Annotated in this window: 14 protein-coding genes and 1 pseudogene; 1 reads left to right on the top strand and 14 read right to left on the bottom strand. The window is 67.6% G+C overall.

Going from position 1 to position 17124, the window contains the following annotated elements:
* Positions 1 to 2 precede the first annotated feature (2 nt).
* A complete protein-coding gene (locus AC13GF_RS04120) occupies positions 3 to 452 on the top strand; it encodes a DciA family protein (protein WP_005408086.1) in 450 nt (149 codons plus the stop codon).
* A 282-nt stretch (positions 453 to 734) separates the two neighbouring features.
* Here AC13GF_RS04120 and lpxC read toward each other — a convergent pair whose 3' ends face one another.
* From lpxC to rsmH, 14 genes and pseudogenes are all read right to left on the bottom strand, one after another.
* Entirely contained in the window at positions 735 to 1646 is a 912-nt protein-coding gene (lpxC, locus tag AC13GF_RS04125; protein ID WP_049448929.1) for a UDP-3-O-acyl-N-acetylglucosamine deacetylase, read from the bottom strand.
* 205 nt (positions 1647 to 1851) lie between these two features.
* Positions 1852 to 3087 (bottom strand): cell division protein FtsZ, encoded by a 1236-nt coding sequence (gene ftsZ, locus AC13GF_RS04130; protein WP_005415297.1) that lies wholly within the window; start codon positions 3085 to 3087, stop codon positions 1852 to 1854.
* A 170-nt stretch (positions 3088 to 3257) separates the two neighbouring features.
* Positions 3258 to 4493, bottom strand: a complete 1236-nt coding sequence (ftsA, locus tag AC13GF_RS04135) for a cell division protein FtsA (protein WP_005408083.1) — start codon at positions 4491 to 4493, stop codon at positions 3258 to 3260.
* A 68-nt stretch (positions 4494 to 4561) separates the two neighbouring features.
* Positions 4562 to 5239, bottom strand: a pseudogene (locus AC13GF_RS04140) (cell division protein FtsQ/DivIB); the annotation flags it as partial.
* Positions 5236 to 6198 (bottom strand): D-alanine--D-alanine ligase, encoded by a 963-nt coding sequence (locus AC13GF_RS04145; protein WP_483003372.1) that lies wholly within the window; start codon positions 6196 to 6198, stop codon positions 5236 to 5238. The pseudogene AC13GF_RS04140 and the gene AC13GF_RS04145, both read right to left, overlap by 4 nt.
* Complete coding sequence (murC, locus tag AC13GF_RS04150) at positions 6195 to 7631, bottom strand: UDP-N-acetylmuramate--L-alanine ligase (protein WP_126927713.1); 1437 nt, start codon at positions 7629 to 7631, stop codon at positions 6195 to 6197. Before murC ends, AC13GF_RS04145 begins: the two co-directional genes overlap by 4 nt.
* 40 nt (positions 7632 to 7671) lie before the next feature.
* Positions 7672 to 8760, bottom strand: a complete 1089-nt coding sequence (gene murG, locus AC13GF_RS04155; RefSeq protein ID WP_483003373.1) for an undecaprenyldiphospho-muramoylpentapeptide beta-N-acetylglucosaminyltransferase — start codon at positions 8758 to 8760, stop codon at positions 7672 to 7674.
* On the bottom strand, positions 8757 to 10082 hold the full coding sequence (ftsW, locus tag AC13GF_RS04160) for a putative lipid II flippase FtsW (protein WP_483003375.1): 1326 nt from the start codon (positions 10080 to 10082) through the stop codon (positions 8757 to 8759). The genes murG and ftsW overlap by 4 nt, the downstream gene beginning before the upstream one ends.
* 1 nt (position 10083) lies before the next feature.
* A complete protein-coding gene (gene mraY / locus AC13GF_RS04165; RefSeq protein WP_010481929.1) occupies positions 10084 to 11169 on the bottom strand; it encodes a phospho-N-acetylmuramoyl-pentapeptide-transferase in 1086 nt (361 codons plus the stop codon).
* Positions 11159 to 12553 (bottom strand): UDP-N-acetylmuramoyl-tripeptide--D-alanyl-D-alanine ligase, encoded by a 1395-nt coding sequence (locus tag AC13GF_RS04170; RefSeq protein ID WP_483003377.1) that lies wholly within the window; start codon positions 12551 to 12553, stop codon positions 11159 to 11161. Before AC13GF_RS04170 ends, mraY begins: the two co-directional genes overlap by 11 nt.
* Positions 12550 to 14058 (bottom strand): UDP-N-acetylmuramoyl-L-alanyl-D-glutamate--2,6-diaminopimelate ligase, encoded by a 1509-nt coding sequence (locus AC13GF_RS04175; protein WP_483003378.1) that lies wholly within the window; start codon positions 14056 to 14058, stop codon positions 12550 to 12552. The genes AC13GF_RS04170 and AC13GF_RS04175 overlap by 4 nt, the downstream gene beginning before the upstream one ends.
* Positions 14055 to 15899, bottom strand: a complete 1845-nt coding sequence (locus AC13GF_RS04180) for a peptidoglycan D,D-transpeptidase FtsI family protein (protein ID WP_483003379.1) — start codon at positions 15897 to 15899, stop codon at positions 14055 to 14057. Before AC13GF_RS04180 ends, AC13GF_RS04175 begins: the two co-directional genes overlap by 4 nt.
* Positions 15896 to 16159 (bottom strand): cell division protein FtsL, encoded by a 264-nt coding sequence (gene ftsL / locus AC13GF_RS04185; protein WP_005412242.1) that lies wholly within the window; start codon positions 16157 to 16159, stop codon positions 15896 to 15898. The genes AC13GF_RS04180 and ftsL overlap by 4 nt, the downstream gene beginning before the upstream one ends.
* Positions 16156 to 17124 (bottom strand): 16S rRNA (cytosine(1402)-N(4))-methyltransferase RsmH, encoded by a 969-nt coding sequence (gene rsmH, locus AC13GF_RS04190; protein ID WP_483003381.1) that lies wholly within the window; start codon positions 17122 to 17124, stop codon positions 16156 to 16158. The genes ftsL and rsmH overlap by 4 nt, the downstream gene beginning before the upstream one ends.

Below are 17124 nucleotides of genomic sequence, written 5' to 3' on the forward strand. Positions count from 1 at the left end.
TCATGTCTGAGCCGAAATCCAGCGTTCGCCCCGCGTCAGTGCCGAAGCCGGCGCTGGATGCGGTGATGGCGGACAAAAGCGGGAACCCGCTGCGGCGTGCCTTGTGGCTCGACGCGCTGGACCGTCAGTTGCGCCCCCAGTTGCCGCCACCTCTGCGCAGCCGTTGCCGGCTGGCCAATGTGGACGGGGAACACCTCGTTTTTCTCGTCGAATCCCCGGTCTGGCATGCCAAGTTGCGGCTTGCCGAAGCCCAGTTGCTCGACGCGGCCCGTTCCATCGGGCTGAAGGCCACCAGGGTGACCATCAAGACTGCGTCTCCCACTCCCACGCGCTCCCCAGCGCTCGACAACCGGAATGGACCCCACGCAGTTTCAGCCGCCACGCACAAAGGGCTACGCGACGCCTTGGCTTGCCTGCAGGACGTTCCTTCGAAGCCGAAGAAGCGGTCCTGACGACAACGGAGCATCCGGCTCCGCTCCCCGTCGCACGTGTCACCACGGCGTGAAACATTTCGGGGGCCGGGTCGCATCCTAGCTGCCATCCGGGGGCCTGTCGTTAGATTGTTGTTAAAACTGCGTTAAATTCAGGCTTCCGATCCAACAGGTTCACAAAACCGTGACCTCGAACCGGCCTTGACGCGCGTCAAGCATGCTGAATGCGCCGAACACGCCTGAAACGACAACGCCGCCCTAGAAGGCGGCGTTTTTGTCTTTCAATTCAACAACCTACAGAAATCAGGCGTAGGCCGGAGTAGCGTATTCCACCGGGTCCGGCGTCGCCGGCGAGTCGAAGCTGACCCATTCCCAGGCAGTGGCGTCGGCCATCAGCGCCCGCACCAGCTTGTTGTTGAGGGCGTGACCGGACTTGAAGCCTTCGTAGGCACCCAGCACCTGGCCGCCGGCCAGATAAAGGTCGCCGATTGCATCGAGGATCTTGTGGCGCACGAATTCGTCGGCGTAGCGCAGGCCGTCTTCGTTGAGCACGCGGAACTCGTCCAGCACGATGGCGTTGTCCATCGAACCGCCCAGGCCCAGATTGCGCTCGCGCATGTATTCCAGGTCGCGCATGAAACCGAAGGTGCGCGCGCGGGAGATTTCCTTGGTGTAGGCCAGCGTCGAGAACTCGATTTCCTGGCGCGACTGCTTGGCCGGGATCATCGGGTGATCGAACTGGATGGTGAAGCCCAGCTTGTAGCCCTCGTACGGGGTGAAGCGGGCCACCTTGTCGCCCTCGGTCACTTCCACGGTCTTCAGCACGCGGATGAAGCGCTTGGGCGCCTCCTGTTCCACGATGCCCGCCGACTGCAGCAGGAACACGAACGGGCCGGCCGAACCGTCCATGATCGGCAGCTCGGCCGAGGACAGTTCGACGATGATGTTGTCCACACCCAGGCCGGCCAGCGCCGACATCAGGTGTTCGACGGTCTGGATCTTGGCGTCGTTGCAGGTCAGGCCGGTGCACAGGGTCACTTCAGTGACCAGCTCGGCCTTGGCCGGCACTTCCACCACCGGGTCCAGGTCCACGCGGCGGAACACGATTCCATGGTTGACCGGTGCCGGGCGCAGGGTCATGTAGACCTTGTCACCGCTGTGCAGGCCAACGCCGGTGGCGCGGATCGTGTTCTTGAGGGTGCGTTGCTGGATCATGGGGGATGGGCCGGAAGTGACACATTAGATTAACACGCGCCCTCCCCTACCCTGGCTGAAACGCCAGTGAAGGCCGCCGGCAGGACGCACCGGCACGCCGCGGGGACGCGCGTGAAGCAGGGCAGCCGGACCCATCCTGGCCCGGCGCCCGCATTTTCAGGACATGGTGGCGCAACCCGGGGAGGACAAGCCCCGGGCGCCCCGCTTAGTCCGCCTGGCGGCGCAGGAACGCCGGGATGTCCAGGTAATCGTTCGGCAGTTCCGCTGCAGCCGGGGCCGACGCCGCCGGGGCCGAGGGAGCGGAGGCTGCCGCGGTGTCGCTGCTGGCGCGACGCAGGCCCAGGCCCATGCCGCCGACAGCCTTGGACACGGCGTCGCCGCCATTGTCGAACTCGCCGAACTCCGGCTGGCCGGTGGTGGCGTTGCGGACCAGCTTGATCGGCGCACGCTCGCCCGGGCGCTGGGTCTTGCTGGCCGACACGCGGTTCAGGCCGGTGGCCACCACGGTCACGCGCACTTCGTCCTGCATGTCCGGGTCCAGCACGGTGCCGACCACCACGGTGGCGTCTTCGGAAGCGAAGCCATCGATGGTGCGGCCGATCTCGTCGAACTCGGCCATGGTGAAGTCGGCGCCGGCGGTGATGTTGACCAGGATGCCGTTGGCACCGGCCAGGTTCACATCGTCCAGCAGCGGGTTCTGGATCGCCGATTCGGCGGCGGCCTGCGCGCGGTCATCGCCACGGGCGGTGCCGGTACCCATCATCGCCAGGCCCATTTCGGACATGACGGTGCGCACGTCGGCGAAGTCGACGTTGATCAGGCCCGGACGCACGATCAGGTCGGCGATGCCCTGCACGGCGCCCTGCAGCACGTCGTTGGCAGCGCGGAAGGCCTGGATCATGGTCGCGTTGCGACCCAGCACGGTGATCAGCTTCTCGTTCGGGATGGTGATCAGCGAGTCGCAGTGCTGGCTCAGTTCCTCGATGCCCTTCAGCGCCACCTGCATGCGGCGACGGCCTTCGAACGGGAACGGCTTGGTGACCACGGCCACGGTCAGGATGCCCATTTCCTTGGCCAGCTGCGCCACCACCGGTGCAGCGCCGGTGCCGGTGCCGCCGCCCATGCCGGCGGTGATGAACACCATGTCCGCGCCCTGCAGCGCGTCCATGATGCGCTCACGGTCTTCCAGCGCGGCCTGGCGGCCGACTTCCGGGTTCGCGCCTGCGCCCAGGCCCTTGGTCACGTTGGTACCCAGCTGCAGCTGCAGCTTGGCACCGCAATTCTTGATGGCCTGCGAGTCGGTGTTGGCGGTGATGAATTCCACGCCGTCCACCGCCGAGTTGACCATGTGCGCCACGGCATTGCCGCCGCCGCCGCCCACGCCAACCACCTTGATCACCGCATTGGGTGCCATCTTTTCGATCAGTTCAAAATGCGCCATGTCCGTGTCCTCGTTGTATCCGCTTTGGCGGGCATGGGCATTCGGGCGTCCTGCCGTCCTGCTGCATGCCGACGTTGCGGCTGTGTGGGTTGTGTGTTGCCGGTGTTGCGTTGTGATGCGGGTACTGCGGGTGTTGCGCCCGGGCCAGGCCCGGGTTTACGGGCGCCGCGTCAGAACTCGCCGCGGAACCAGGTCTTGAGTTTCTTGAACATGCTTCCAGCACGCCCGGTCGGCAGCGACGGCCGGCGCGGGTGTTCGATCTGGCTGCCCATCAGCAGCAGGCCCACGCCGGTGGCATGCACCGGGTTGCCGACCACTTCGCCCAGGCCGGTGACGTGCTGCGGGATGCCCACGCGCACCGGCATCTGCAGCATTTCCTCGGCCAGTTCGACCACGCCTTCCATCTTCGAAGCGCCACCGGTCAGCACCATGCCGGCGCGCACCAGTTCCTCGAAGCCGGAGCGGCGCAGTTCGGCCTGCACCATCTCGAAGATTTCCTCGTAGCGACCCTGCACGGCCTGCGCCAGCGAGTGGCGCGGCATGCGGCGCGGCGGACGGTCGCCCACCGACGGCACCTGGATGCTTTCCTCGGCCGTGGCCAGCTGGGCCAGCGCGCAGGCGTAGCGCACCTTGATCTGCTCGGCTTCCGGAGTCGGCGTGCGCAGCATGTGCGCGATGTCATTGGTGACGTGGTCGCCAGCGATCGGCAGCGAAGCCGTGTGGCAGATCGCGCCCTGCACGAACACCGCGATGTCGGTGGTGCCGGCGCCCATGTCGACCAGCACCACGCCCAGCTCGCGCTCGTCGGCGGTCAGCACTGCCACGCTGGAGGCCAGCGAGGACAGCACCAGGTCGTCCACCTGCAGGCCGCAGCGCTGCACGCACTTGCTGATGTTGGCCGCGGCCGACTGCGCGCACACCACCAGATGGGCGTGCACTTCCAGGCGCACGCCGGTCATGCCGACGGGATTGCGGATGCCTTCCTGCGAATCGTCCAGCACATATTCGCGCGGGATCGCGTGCAGGATCTTCTGGTCGGCCGGGATCGCCACGGCCTTGGCCGCATCGAGCACGCGATCCAGGTCGCCCCAGGTCACTTCACCGTCGCGGATCGGCACGATGCCGGGCGAGTTCTTGCACTGCACGTGGTTGCCGGAGATCGAGGCATACACCGAACGGATCTCGCAGCCGGCCATCAGCTCGGCTTCTTCCACCGCGCGCTGGATCGACTGCACGGTCGATTCGATGTCCACCACCACGCCACGCTTGAGCCCGCGCGATTCGTGCGAGCCGATGCCGATCACTTCGATCGGGTTGCCCGGCGAATACTCGCCCACCAGCGCCACCACCTTGGAGGTGCCGATGTCCAGGCCAACGATCAGCGATTTGTCACCCTTGCGATTCATGTCCTTTCCTGCGTCCTGCTGGCCGGGGTCGCCGGCGTTTTCGCCGACGTGGCCGGGGTACCCCAGCTCAGCGTGAAACCATTGGTGTAACGGAGGTCGGCGCGCTCGATCGGCGCGTCCTGACGGTTGAGCTGCGGCAGCACCTTGACGAAGCGCTGCATGCGAGAGCGCGCGTCGTCGCGGCCGACCACCACTTCGGTGCCGTTGCTCAGCACCAGCGACCAGCTGCCCCGCGCATCCATCGTCACCCGGCGCACGTCGACGCCGGCCGGTGCGAACAATGCACGCGAGTCGCTGTACAGCTTCATCACTTCTTCGGTCTGGCTGTCCGGGCCATCCAGTTCGGGCAGCGCCAGGTCGGCCAGCTTCTTCGGCGTGGGGAACAACTTGCCCTGCTCGGAGACCAGGCGGTCGTTGCCCCACCGCGCGAACGGCTTGTGCTCGACCAGGGTCACTTCCAGCACGTCCGGCCACTGCTTGCGCACCTGCGCGCTTTCCACCCACGGCAACTGCTCCAGTGCGTCCTGCGCATCCTGCAGCTTGACCGCGAAGAAGCCCGCGTGCGCGTACGGCAGCAGTACCTGCTGTAGCTGCTCGGCCGGCACCCGCTTGAACTCACCATGCACGCGCAGCTTCGCCAGCGGCCAGCGCTCGGCGCCGACCCAGCCATTGACCACGGCCACCACCGGCAGTGCAACCACCGACAGCGCCAACAGCCAGACGAAGATGCGCAGCACCGCGTTCATGCGTGCGGGGCCTCCAGGGTCTGTTCCAGCACGCGCCACACCAGCTCTTCGAAGCTGATGCCGGCCTGGCCTGCGGCCTTGGGCACCAGCGAATGGCTGGTCATGCCCGGCGCGGTGTTCACTTCCAGCAGGAAGAAGCGTCCGCTGTCACGGTCGCGCATCACGTCCACGCGGCCCCAGCCACGGCAGCCGGCGGCACGGAACGCGGCCAGTGCGATGCGCCGGATTTCCTCTTCGTCGTTACCGTCCAGGCCCGGGCACAGGTACTGGGTGTCCTCGGCGATGTACTTGGCGTTGTAGTCGTACCACTGGCCCTTGGGCACGATGCGGATCGACGGCAGCGCGACGTCGCCGAGGATGGCCACGGTCAGTTCGTCACCGACCACCATCTGCTCCATCAGCAGCTGGCCGTCGTAGCGCGCGGCCAGGGCCACGGCCTCATCCAGGCCGGCGTCGTCGGTGACCCGGCTGATGCCCACGCTGGAGCCTTCATTGGCCGGCTTCACCACCACCGGCAGGCCCAGCTCGGCAGCATTGGCATGCACGTCTTCGGCAGTGACCTTGCGGTACTGCGGGGTCGGCAGGCCCAGCGTCAGCCACACCTGCTTGGTGCGGATCTTGTCCATGCTCAGCGCCGAACCCAGCACGTTCGAGCCGGTGTACGGCACGCCGAAGGCGTCCATCAGGCCCTGCACGATGCCGTCCTCACCGCCACCGTTGTGGCCGTGCAGGATGTTGAACACGCGATCGATGCCGCCGGCGGCCAGCGCCGTGGCCAGCGCCGGAATACCGTCCACGGCGAACGCATCGACGCCGCGCGACTGCAGGGCTTCGAGCACGTTGCGGCCGGAATCCAGCGACACCTCGCGTTCGCTGGAGGTGCCACCGAGCAGCACGGCGACGCGGCCGAAGCTGGCCGGGGCGGTCACGCGCAGCGGCGGGAAGGTCAGCGCGCTCACGCCTGGCCCTCCCCCTTGAAGCCTTCCACCGCGATGTGGGTGGCCACGGCGCCGATGTCGCCGGCACCCATCATCAGCAGCAGGTCACCGTCCTGCAGCACATCCGGCAGCACGCTGGCCAGCTCGGCGGCCTTGCCCACCACCACCGGCTCGCTGCGGCCGCGCGCGCGGATGGCGCGGGCCAGCGCATGCGAGTCGGCACCGGCAATCGGTTCCTCACCGGCCGGGTAGACCTCGCTCAGCACCAGCGCGTCGACGCTGGACAGCACGGCGGCGAACTTGTCGAACTGGTCGCGGGTACGGCTGTAACGGTGCGGCTGGAAGGCCACCACCAGGCGCTTGTCGGCCCAGCCACCACGGGCCGCGGCGAACACGGCTTCCAGCTCGCTCGGGTGATGACCGTAGTCGTCGATGATGCGGACTTTGGCACCGCTGGCAGTGGTCACCTCACCCAGATCGTTGAAGCGACGGCCAACACCGGCAAAGGCTTCCAGCGCGCGTGCGATCGCATCCGGTGCCACGCCCAGCTGCCAGCCCACCGCAGCGGCGGCCAGCGCATTGAGCACGTTGTGCTTGCCCGGCAGCGCCAGCACCACTTCCTGGCTGGTGCCCTGTGGCAGGCGCAGGGTGAAACGCATGCGCGAACCTTCCTGCACCACGTTCTCGGCGCGCACGTCGGCCTGCGGGCTCATGCCGTAGCTCATCACGTGGCGCGGGGTCTTGGCGGCCAGTGCAGCCACTTCCGGATCATCGATGCACAGCACTGCAAGGCCGTAGAACGGCAGGCGCTGCAGGAACTCGGCGAACGCCGCCTGCACGCGGGCGAAATCGTTGCCGTAGTTCTCCAGATGATCCGCATCGATGTTGGTGATGATCGACATCAGCGGGTTCAGGCGCAGGAAGCTGCCATCGCTTTCGTCGGCCTCGGCCACCAGCCACTGGCCACCGCCCAGCTTGGCGTTGGCACCGGCAGCCAGCAGCTGGCCACCGATCACGAAGGTCGGGTCCAGGCCACCTTCGCTCAGCACCGCAGCGGTGAGGCTGGTGGTGGTGGTCTTGCCGTGGGTACCGGCCACCGCGATGCCGCGGCGGAAGCGCATCAGCTCGGCCAGCATCGCCGCGCGCGGCATGATCGGAATGCGCTGGCTGCGCGCTTCCATCAGTTCCGGGTTGTCTTCGCGGATGGCGCTGGAGACCACCACGCAGTCGGTGCCCAGCACGTTGGCTGCGGAGTGGCCGCGCATGATGCGCGCACCCAGGCTGGCCAGACGGCGGGTTGCCACGTTGTCGGCGTTGTCCGAGCCGGACACCTCATAGCCCAGCGTCAGCATCACTTCAGCGATACCGCTCATGCCGGTGCCGCCGATGCCGACGAAATGCACGCGCGGGAACGCGCGCACCAGGTCGTTGGTGTCGTGCAGGCGACGGATCATGCGCGGCCTCGCGCAGGGCAGGCGCGGTGGCATGCCTTCTTCATACAGCTTCCTCAAGAATGATATCGGCGATGCGCTCGGCGGCATCGACCTTGGCCAGGGCACGCGCGGCTTGCGCCATCTGCATGCGGCGGGCGGGATTTTCGGACAGATCGCGCAGCAGTGCGGCAATGCCGTCGGCCAGCGTTCCGTCCTGCTTCAGCAAAACCGCCGCGCCGCGCTCGACCAGATACTCCGCATTGCGGGTCTGGTGATCGTCGACGGCAGCGGGGAATGGCACCAGCACGCTGCCGACACCGACCGCGCACAGCTCGGCCAGCGTGGACGCACCGGAACGGCACACGACCAGATCGGCCCAGGCGAAGGCTTCGGCCATGTTCGCGATGAACGGGGTGATTTCAGCCTGCACGCCGGCCTTGGCATACGCCTCGACCGCTTCGGCATGCATCTTCTCGCCGCTCTGGTGGCGCACCTGCACCGGCACGCTCGTGCCCAGCGCAGCAATGGCCTGCGGCACGCCGGTGTTGAGCGCACGCGCGCCCTGACTGCCACCGACCACCAGCACACGCAGCGGACCCTGGCGGTCGGCGAAGCGCTGTTCCGGCGGTGCGATGGCGGCGATCTCCGCACGTACCGGGTTACCGACAAACTCCTCGCCCTTGGCGAAGGTACCCGGGAAACCGGTCAGCAGCCGGCGCGCATAGCGCGACAGGATGCGGTTGGTCATGCCGGGAGCGCGATTCTGTTCGTGCACCAGGAGCGGCAGGCCGTGCAGGCGCGTGGCCATGCCACCGGGGCCAGAGGCGAAACCACCGAAGGCGACCACCGCACGCGGCTGGCGCTTGCGGATGATCATGCCGGCCGCGCGCAGCGCGCGCATCAGCCGCCACGGCGCGCCTAGCAGGGCCAGCTTGCCCTTGCCGCGCAGGCCGGTGATGGCCAGCGTGTCGATCGGAATGTCGTGCTGCGGCACCAGACGGGTTTCCATCGCACCGTCGGCGCCCATCCAGGTGACCGGCACGCCGCGCTCGCGCAGCACGCGGGCCACGGCCAGACCGGGGAAGATGTGCCCGCCGGTGCCACCGGCGAGGATCATCACTGGACGCGCAGTGTGAGTGGCTGCGTTCATGACAGCCTCCCGAAGGTGGGTTCGATGCGCGACTGCAGGCGGCTGGTGCCGCGTGCTGCGGCCGGGGCCGCTGCGGTGGCGGCTGTCGGCTCGGCACTCATCGGTACACTGGTCGATGCCGGCGCGACCGGCTCATCCATCGGCTCGGCAGCGGCGTCTTCGGCACCGCCGATACGCACCGCCTGACGGCGCTCTGCGCGCTTGAGTTCATAGGACACGCGCAGCAGCAGGCCCATCGCCACGCAGGTCATCAGCACCGACGAACCGCCGGAGGAGATCAGCGGCAGGGTCAGGCCCTTGGTCGGCAGGATGCCCAGGTTCACGCCGATCGAGACGAAGGTCTGCATGCTGATCCACAGGCCGATGCCGAAGGCGATGTAGCCGGAGAAGTGCCGCTTCATTTCCACGCAGCGCATGCCCAGCCAGAAGGTGCGGCCGACCAGCAGCGCGTACAGGGCCACGATCACGCAGGTGCCCAGGAAGCCGAATTCCTCGGCGGTGACCGAGAAGATGAAGTCGGTATGCGCTTCGGGCAGGTAGTACAGCTTCTGCACCGAGTTGCCCAGGCCGACGCCGGTCCATTCACCACGGCCCACTGCCATCAGCGCGTTCGACAGCTGGTAGCCGTCACCCTGCTGGTCGGCCCACGGGTCCAGGAAGGAGGTGATGCGGCGCATGCGGTACGGCTCGATGATCGCCAGCGCGCTCATGCCGACCAGGCCGATGATCACCGGCATCGACATGCGCGGCATGTTCACCCCGCCCAGCACCAGCATGCCGGCGGTGATCGCCAGCAGCAGGGTCGAGGAACCGAAGTCCGGCTGCAGCAGCAACAGCACCACCAGGGCACCGGCCACGCCCAGCGGCTTGAGCATGGCCGGCCAGGTCGCATTGACCTCGTCGCGGAAACGCACCAGGTAGCTCGACAGCCAGACGATGTAGAGCACTTTCACTGCTTCAACCGTCTGGAACTTGGAGATGCCCAGGTTGATCCAGCGGCGCGCGCCGTTGACCGTGCTGCCCAGGCCCGGCGTGAACACCGCCAGCAGCAGCACGAAGCAGCCCAGCAGCAGCATCTGGTTGTACTGCTCGATGGACTTCAGCTCGGTGCGGGCGGCGATGACCGCCAGCACGATACCCACCGCCAGGAAGATCAGGTGGCGGTTGAGGTAGTAGAACGGGCTGCTCATCAGGGCGATCGAGCTGGACGCCACCATCACCACGCCGACACCGGTGAGCGCGATGATCGCGCCCAGCAGCCACTTGTCGTAGCTGCCTTCGATGGCTTCAAGGCGTGTTGCCTGGCGGGACAGGTCGTTCATCTCAGCGCACCTTCAACGTGGCCAGGCCGATCAGCACGAGCACGACGGAGATGATCCAGAAGCGCACGATCACGCGCGGCTCCGGCCAGCCCTTCAGTTCGAAATGGTGATGGATCGGCGCCATGCGGAACACGCGCTTGCCGGTCAGCTTGAACGAAGCCACCTGGATCATCACTGACAGCGTTTCGATGACGAACACGCCGCCCATGATCACCAGCACCAGCTCCTGGCGGGTGATCACCGCGATCGTGCCCAGCACCGCACCCAGCGCCAGCGCGCCGATGTCGCCCATGAAGACCATGGCCGGATAGGTGTTGAACCAGAGGAAGCCAAGGCCGGCGCCGGCGATGGCCGCACAGATGATGACCAGCTCGCCGGCGCCCGGGATCTGCGGGATCTGCAGGTAGTTGGCGAACACCACGTTGCCCGAGGCATAGGCGAACACGCCCAGCGCGCAGGCCACCAGCACGGTCGGCATGATCGCCAGGCCGTCCAGGCCGTCGGTCAGGTTCACCGCGTTGGAGAAGCCGACGATCCAGAAGTAGGCGATGGCCACGAAGCCGATGCCGGCCAGCGGCAGCGCGATCGACTTGAACATCGGGATGTAGAAGGTCAACGCTGCCGGCACGTCGGCCGTGTAGAACAGGAACAGGCCAGCGGCCAGGCCGAAGATCGACTGCAGCAGGTACTTCCAGCGCGACTTCAGGCCGTTCGGGTCGCGGCGGACGATCTTGATCCAGTCGTCATACCAGCCGATGGCGCCAAAGCACAGCATCACCGCCAGCACCAGCCACACGTAGCGGTTGCGCAGGTCGGCCCACATCAGCACCGACAGGGTGATGGTGAGCAGGATCAGCGAACCACCCATGGTCGGCGTACCAGCCTTGGAGAAATGGGTCTGCGGACCGTCCTTGCGGATCGGCTGGCCGCCCTTGAACTGGGCAAGCTTGCGGATCATCGCCGGGCCAAGCCACAGCGACAGGAACAGGGCCGTCAACGCGGCAAGGATGGCGCGGAACGTCTGGTAGTTGAACAGCCCGAACAGGCTCTCCAACTGCTGCAACCATCGAGCCAGTTCATACAACATGCGGGGATTCCTCTCCTTGCGCCAGCAGCGCTTTGACAATCGTGTCCATGGCGCTGCCACGGGAACCCTTGACCAGGCAGCGCACGCCGGCGTGCAGCTCGTCCTTCAACGCCTGCGACAGCGCGTCATGGGTGGCGAAATGACGGCCGCCTTCGCCGAAGGCGGTGGCGGCAGCGGCGCTGAGCGCTCCCAGCGTATACAGGCGCTTGAGGCCAGCGGCGCGCGCGCGGAGCCCCGCCTGCGCGTGCAGCGCTTCGGCGTCCGGCCCCAGCTCGCGCATGTCGCCCAGCACCAGCCAGCCCTCTTCCGGCGCAGCGGCCAGGGCGTCGATGGCCGCAGCCAGCGAACCGGGGTTGGCGTTGTAGCTGTCGTCCACCAGCACCGCGCCGTTGCGCAGCTGATGGGCAATCTGACGGCCCGGCACGGGCTGCGCTTCGGCCAGGCCGGCGGCAATCAGCGCCAGGTCGACGCCTGCGGCCAGCGCCAGGCTGGCAGCGGCCAGCGCATTGCTGACGTTGTGGCGACCCGGCAGGCCCAGTACCGCGCGGGCTTCGCCGCTCGGTGCGACCAGGGTGAACTGGCTGCCTTGCGCGCCGGCGCGGATGTCGCGTGCGGTGATGTCCGCGGTGTGCTCCAGGCCATAGCGCAGAACGCGGCAGCGGGCCGGAGTGCCGACGAAGTGCTGTTCGAACCAGCGGCCGTAGGCATCGTCCACATTGATCACGGCCACGCCATCGGCCGGCAGCGCGGCATAGATCGCGCCCTTGGTCACCGCCACGCCGAGCAGGCTGCCCATGCGTTCCAGGTGCGCCGGGGCGATGTTGTTGACCAGCGCATAGCGCGGGCGGGCAATGTCGGTCAGATAGGCGATGTCGCCCGGCTTGCCCGCGCCCATCTCATAGACGGCGTAGTCGGCATCTTCTGGGGCGTCGATCACCGCCAGCGGCAGGCCGATCTCGTTGTTGCGGTTGCCCGGGTTGGCGTAGACCACCTTGTGCGCGTGCCGGGCCACCTGCTGCAGGATCGACAGCAGCAGACTTTTCACGCTGGTCTTGCCGTTGCTGCCGGTGATCGCGAACACCTCGGTGCCGCGGTCACGCTGCATGCCGGTGGCGATCTTCGCCAGCGCCAGTTCGCTGTCGGCCACCAGCACCTGCGGCAGTTCGATCGGCAGCAGGCGCTCGACCAGCAGTGCACTGGCACCGCGCGCCTGCGCGTCGGCGGCGAAGTCATGCCCGTCGAAACGCTCACCGCGCAGCGCCACATACAGGCTGCCCGGGCCGAGACTGCGGGTGTCATTGCTGACCGCATCGATGGCCACGTCGTCGCCGTGGATCTCGCCGCCGGCCCAGTGTGCAATCAGCGAAAGCAGGGTGCGCTTCATGCGGCGCCCTCCCCGGCCTGGGCTGCTAGAACACCGGCCTTGGCCGCCAGTGCAGCGGCGGCCACTTCGGTGTCGTCGAAGTCATGGCGCACGCCATTCACTTCCTGGTACGGCTCGTGACCCTTGCCAGCAATCAGGATGATGTCGCCGGCACCGGCACGCTTCACCGCCAGGCCGATCGCGCGCGCGCGGCTGCGCTGCACGGTCACGGCGGAGGCATCGGTGAAGCCGGCCAGGATGTCGGCCACGATCACGTCGCCATCCTCGCCACGCGGGTTGTCGTCGGTAACAATGACCTGGTTGGCCAGGCGCTCGGCGATGGCCGCCATCTGCGGACGCTTGCCGGTATCTCGCTCGCCACCGCAGCCGAACACGCAGAACAGCGCGCCGTGCAGGTGGCCATGCAGGCTGTCCAGCGCCTGTTCCAGCGCGTCCGGGGTGTGTGCGTAATCGACCACCACGGTCGGCAGGCCGTCTTCGCCACCCAGGCGGTTCATGCGGCCACGGATCGGCTGCAGCGCCGACAGCACTTCGGCGATGCGCGGCAGCGGCTGGCCCTGCGCGTGCAGGGTGCCGGCCACGGCCAGCAGGTTGTCCACATTGAAGCGGCCCAGCAGCGGCGACTGTACCGCCGCGCGCTGGCCGTCGATGACCAGTTCGAAGGCGATGCCACGGCCGTCCAGCTGCAGCGCTTCGGCACGCACGCTGGCGTCGGTGGCACCGCGCGAGCTCAGGCCGATCGGCTGCACGCCCGCCGGCAGGCCGGCGAACAGCTGGCGGCCGAAGGCGTCGTCAAGATTGATCACCGCGGACTTCAGGCCCGGACGATGGAACAGCCGCGCCTTGGCCGCGCCGTAGCTGGCCATGTCGCCGTGGTAGTCCAGGTGGTCACGGGTGAGATTGGTGAACACCGCCACGTCGTAGTGCACGGCATCCACGCGGCCCTGGTCCAGCGCGTGCGAGCTGACTTCCATCGCCACCGCGCGCGCACCGGCGTCGCGCAGCTGCGCCAGCAGCGCATGCATCTGCAACACCAGCGGCGTGGTGAAACCGGTCGGCTCAACCGAACCATAAAGTCCGGCGCCCAACGTGCCGATACTGCCACTGGGCGTTCCGAGCAGGTGCCAGGCCTGGGCCAGCAGCTGTACGGTGGAGGTCTTGCCGTTGGTGCCGGTCACGCCCACCATCGCCATTGCCCGCGACGGTGCGCCATGGAACTGGTCGGCCATCGCACCCATGCGCGCGCGCAGGCCCGGCACGGCGATCGCATCGCCCGGTGCCGGCAGTTCGGCAGGTGCCGGCGGTTCGAACAGGATGGCGCCGGCGCCAGCCGCACGGGCCTGCTCGACAAAGCCCAGGCCATGCGCGCCGAAACCGGCGATGGCGACGAAGGCATTGCCGGGGCGCACGGCGCGGCTGTCCAGCACCAGGCCGGTCAGAACGGGGTCGTGCCCTGCAAGAGCAACGTCCGGAAGCAACTGCGAAAGCAACATCGAAGGACTCATTGCGTGCCTCCCGTAGCGGGCGGCGTCTGGGCTTGCGCGCTTGGCAGCGCAGCATCGAATTCAGCAGCGGCATCGACCGGCAGCGCGGCTTCGGCCGGCGGCGCGGGCAGGATCGAGGCCGAATGGCCAACCTTGCCGGACTGCTGTGCGGCCAGCCACGACTGCAGGTCGTCCAGCGGCACGTCCATCAGGCGCAGCGTGCCTTCCATCACGTTGTGGTAGACCGGCGCCGACACCAGGCCGCCGTAGAACTTGCCGGCCTGCGGGTCGTTGATGACGATGACGGTGGCAAAGCGCGGGTTGGTGGCCGGCACCACGCCGGCAAACAGCGCGTTGTAATGGCCGCGCTCGTAGCCGCCCGGGCCCGCCTTGCGCGCGGTACCGGTCTTGCCGGCCACGCGGTAGCCCAACACCGCCGCCTGCTTGGCGCCGCCCTGGGTCACCACCGTTTCCATCATCGCCACCACCTGCTTGGCGACGTTCTCGTCGATGATCTGCTGGCCTTCGTTGCGCTGGCCCTTGACGAAGGTCGGTGCGATCAGTCGACCGCCGTTGGCCAGCGCCGAATAGGCGGTAGCAATCTGCAGCGGAGTGACGTTCAGGCCGTAGCCGTAGGACATGGTGGTCTTGGTGGTACCCGACCAGCGCCCCGGGCGCAGCACCACGCCGCCGGATTCACCCGGGAAGCCGCTGTGCGGCACCGAGCCGTAACCGAAACGGCGCACGCCGTCGTAGAACACCTGGTCCGGCATCTTCGCCGCGACCTTGGCCGCACCCACGTTCGAGCTGCGGGTGATCACGCCGGTTACGTTCAGCACGCCGTTGTTGCGCGGCACGTCGCGGATGGTGAAGCGGCCCAGGGTCATGTAGCCCGGGTTGGTGTCGATGACGGTGTCCTTGGTCACCGCACCGGCCTGCAATGCGGTGGCGATGGTCAGCGGCTTCATCGTCGAACCCGGCTCGACCAGGTCGGTCACCGCGCGGTTGCGGCGGGTGTCCGGAGCCGCACCACCCACCGAATTCGGGTTGTAGGTCGGCAGGTTGACCATGGCCAGGATCTCGCCGGTGGTCACATCCATGATCACCATCGAACCGCCGGCCGCCTTGTTCGCCACCAGCGCGTTGCGCAGTTCCTTGAACGCCAGGTACTGGATGCGGCGGTCGATGCTGAGGGTCAGGTCCTTGCCCGGTTCGGCGGCGCGCAGCAGATCGCTTTCGACGGTCTCGCCCTTGCGGTTGCGGATCACCCGCTTGGCACCGGCCTTGCCACGCAGCCACTCGTCGAACGCCAGCTCCAGGCCTTCCTGGCCGCGGTCGTCGATGTTGGTGAAGCCCAGCACGTGCGCCATCGCCTCACCCTGCGGGTAGAAGCGGCGGAACTCGCGCTGCGCGGCCACGCCCGGAATCTTCAGCGCGACCACCTTCTCTGCCTCGTCCGGATTGATCCGGCGGCGCAGGTACATGAATTCCTTGTCCGACTTCTGCGACAGGCGGCTGCTCAGCTCATCCACCGACATGCCGACCGCCTGGGCCAGCTCCGGGATGCGCTCGGGCGAACGCAACAGGTCCTGCGGGTTGACCCAGATCGAGGCCACCGGGGTGGACACCGCCAGCGGCTCGCCATTGCGGTCGGTGATCATGCCGCGCGAGGTCTTGATCGGCAGCTCGCGCAGGTAGCGGGCCTCGCCCTGGCGCTGGTAGAAGTCGCTGTTGATGATCTGCACGTACGCCGCGCGACCGACCAGCGACACCGAGCACAGGCCGAGCGCCAACGCGACCCAGCGCAGGCGCTGGCGCAGGTTGAAGGCGTTGCGGGGGCGGTTGCGGCCGGTCTTGCTCATGGGCGCACCACCACGATGTCGGCAGCCTCGGGGAACTTCATGCCGAGCTTCTCGCGGGCGATGCGATCGACACGGTTGGCTTCGGCCAGGGTCGCCTGCTCCAGCTGCAGGCGGCCGAATTCCAGATTAATGTCATCGCGCTTGCGCTCGGCGCGCGACAGCTCGATGAACGTCTGCCGGTGACGGTGACGCACGAACACGACGCCGATCGCCGAGGCCACGGTGGAAGCCAGCAGGATGATCAGCAGCAGCCGGCTCATGCAGCGGCCTCCCGCTTCTGGGCCACGCGCAGCACAGCGCTGCGGGCACGCGGGTTGGCGGCCAGCTCTTCATCAGTGGCCTTGATGGCGCCACCGATCAGGTCCAGTGTCGGCACGAACGCAACAGCCTCGGGCAGGCGGCGGTTGGCCGGCGGCGCCTTGGCCAGGCGGTTCATGTACTGCTTGACGATGCGGTCTTCCAGCGAGTGGAAGCTGATCACCGCCAGGCGGCCGCCGGCCTTGAGCCGTTCCACGGCCGCATCGAGCCCGGCTTCCAGGTCGGCCAGCTCGCGGTTGATGTGGATGCGGATGGCCTGGAAGCTGCGCGTGGCTGGGTGGATCTTGTCCTTGCCACGCGGCATCACCGAAGCGATCAGCTCGGCCAGTTCGGCGGTGCGGGTGAACGGCTGCTTCTCGCGGCGTGCCACGATGGCGCGGGCGATGCGGCGGCTCTGGCGCTCTTCGCCATAGGTCCACAGCACGTCGGCAATCTCGCGGTCTTCCACGCGGTTGATCCACTGCGCGGCGCTTTCGCCGCTGTCCGGGTCCATGCGCATGTCCAGCGGGCCGTCCTTGCCGAAGCTGAAGCCACGTTCGGCCACGTCCAGCTGCGGCGACGACACGCCCAGGTCGAACAGCACGCCGTCCAGGCCTTCGGCCGTCGCATCCCACTGCAGCAGCTGGGCGAAGCTGCCACGGAAGATGGACACGCGCGGGTCCGGCGCGAAATCGCGCTCGGCTACGGCGATGGCTTCCGGATCCTTGTCCATGACCAGCAGGCGCCCCTCGGGACCGAGCTGGGTGAGCACGCCACGTGCATGACCGCCACGACCGAACGTGCCATCCAGATAACGTCCGTTTTCGATCACCCTCAGGCCTTCAAGGACCTGGGTGTACAGGACCGGCAGGTGCACCGCCGGCGACTGCGACACCGGAAGGTGACCGGCCTGCGCTTCTGGGCGCAT

This window comes from Stenotrophomonas sp. 22LJNL06-5-1 (genome assembly GCF_056861455.1).

Coding starts and splice junctions, on each gene's coding strand:
- AC13GF_RS04180 (WP_483003379.1), bottom strand. CDS start 15,899: ATGAGCAAGACCGGCCGCAACCGCCCCCGCAACGCCTTCAACCTGCGC.
- lpxC (WP_049448929.1), bottom strand. CDS start 1,646: ATGATCCAGCAACGCACCCTCAAGAACACGATCCGCGCCACCGGCGTT.
- ftsL (WP_005412242.1), bottom strand. CDS start 16,159: ATGAGCCGGCTGCTGCTGATCATCCTGCTGGCTTCCACCGTGGCCTCG.
- ftsZ (WP_005415297.1), bottom strand. CDS start 3,087: ATGGCGCATTTTGAACTGATCGAAAAGATGGCACCCAATGCGGTGATC.
- murG (WP_483003373.1), bottom strand. CDS start 8,760: ATGAACGCAGCCACTCACACTGCGCGTCCAGTGATGATCCTCGCCGGT.
- AC13GF_RS04170 (WP_483003377.1), bottom strand. CDS start 12,553: ATGAAGCGCACCCTGCTTTCGCTGATTGCACACTGGGCCGGCGGCGAG.
- murC (WP_126927713.1), bottom strand. CDS start 7,631: ATGATCCGTCGCCTGCACGACACCAACGACCTGGTGCGCGCGTTCCCG.
- ftsA (WP_005408083.1), bottom strand. CDS start 4,493: ATGAATCGCAAGGGTGACAAATCGCTGATCGTTGGCCTGGACATCGGC.
- AC13GF_RS04120 (WP_005408086.1), top strand. CDS start 3: ATGTCTGAGCCGAAATCCAGCGTTCGCCCCGCGTCAGTGCCGAAGCCG.
- ftsW (WP_483003375.1), bottom strand. CDS start 10,082: ATGAACGACCTGTCCCGCCAGGCAACACGCCTTGAAGCCATCGAAGGC.
- AC13GF_RS04175 (WP_483003378.1), bottom strand. CDS start 14,058: ATGAGTCCTTCGATGTTGCTTTCGCAGTTGCTTCCGGACGTTGCTCTT.
- mraY (WP_010481929.1), bottom strand. CDS start 11,169: ATGTTGTATGAACTGGCTCGATGGTTGCAGCAGTTGGAGAGCCTGTTC.
- rsmH (WP_483003381.1), bottom strand. CDS start 17,124: ATGCGCCCAGAAGCGCAGGCCGGTCACCTTCCGGTGTCGCAGTCGCCG.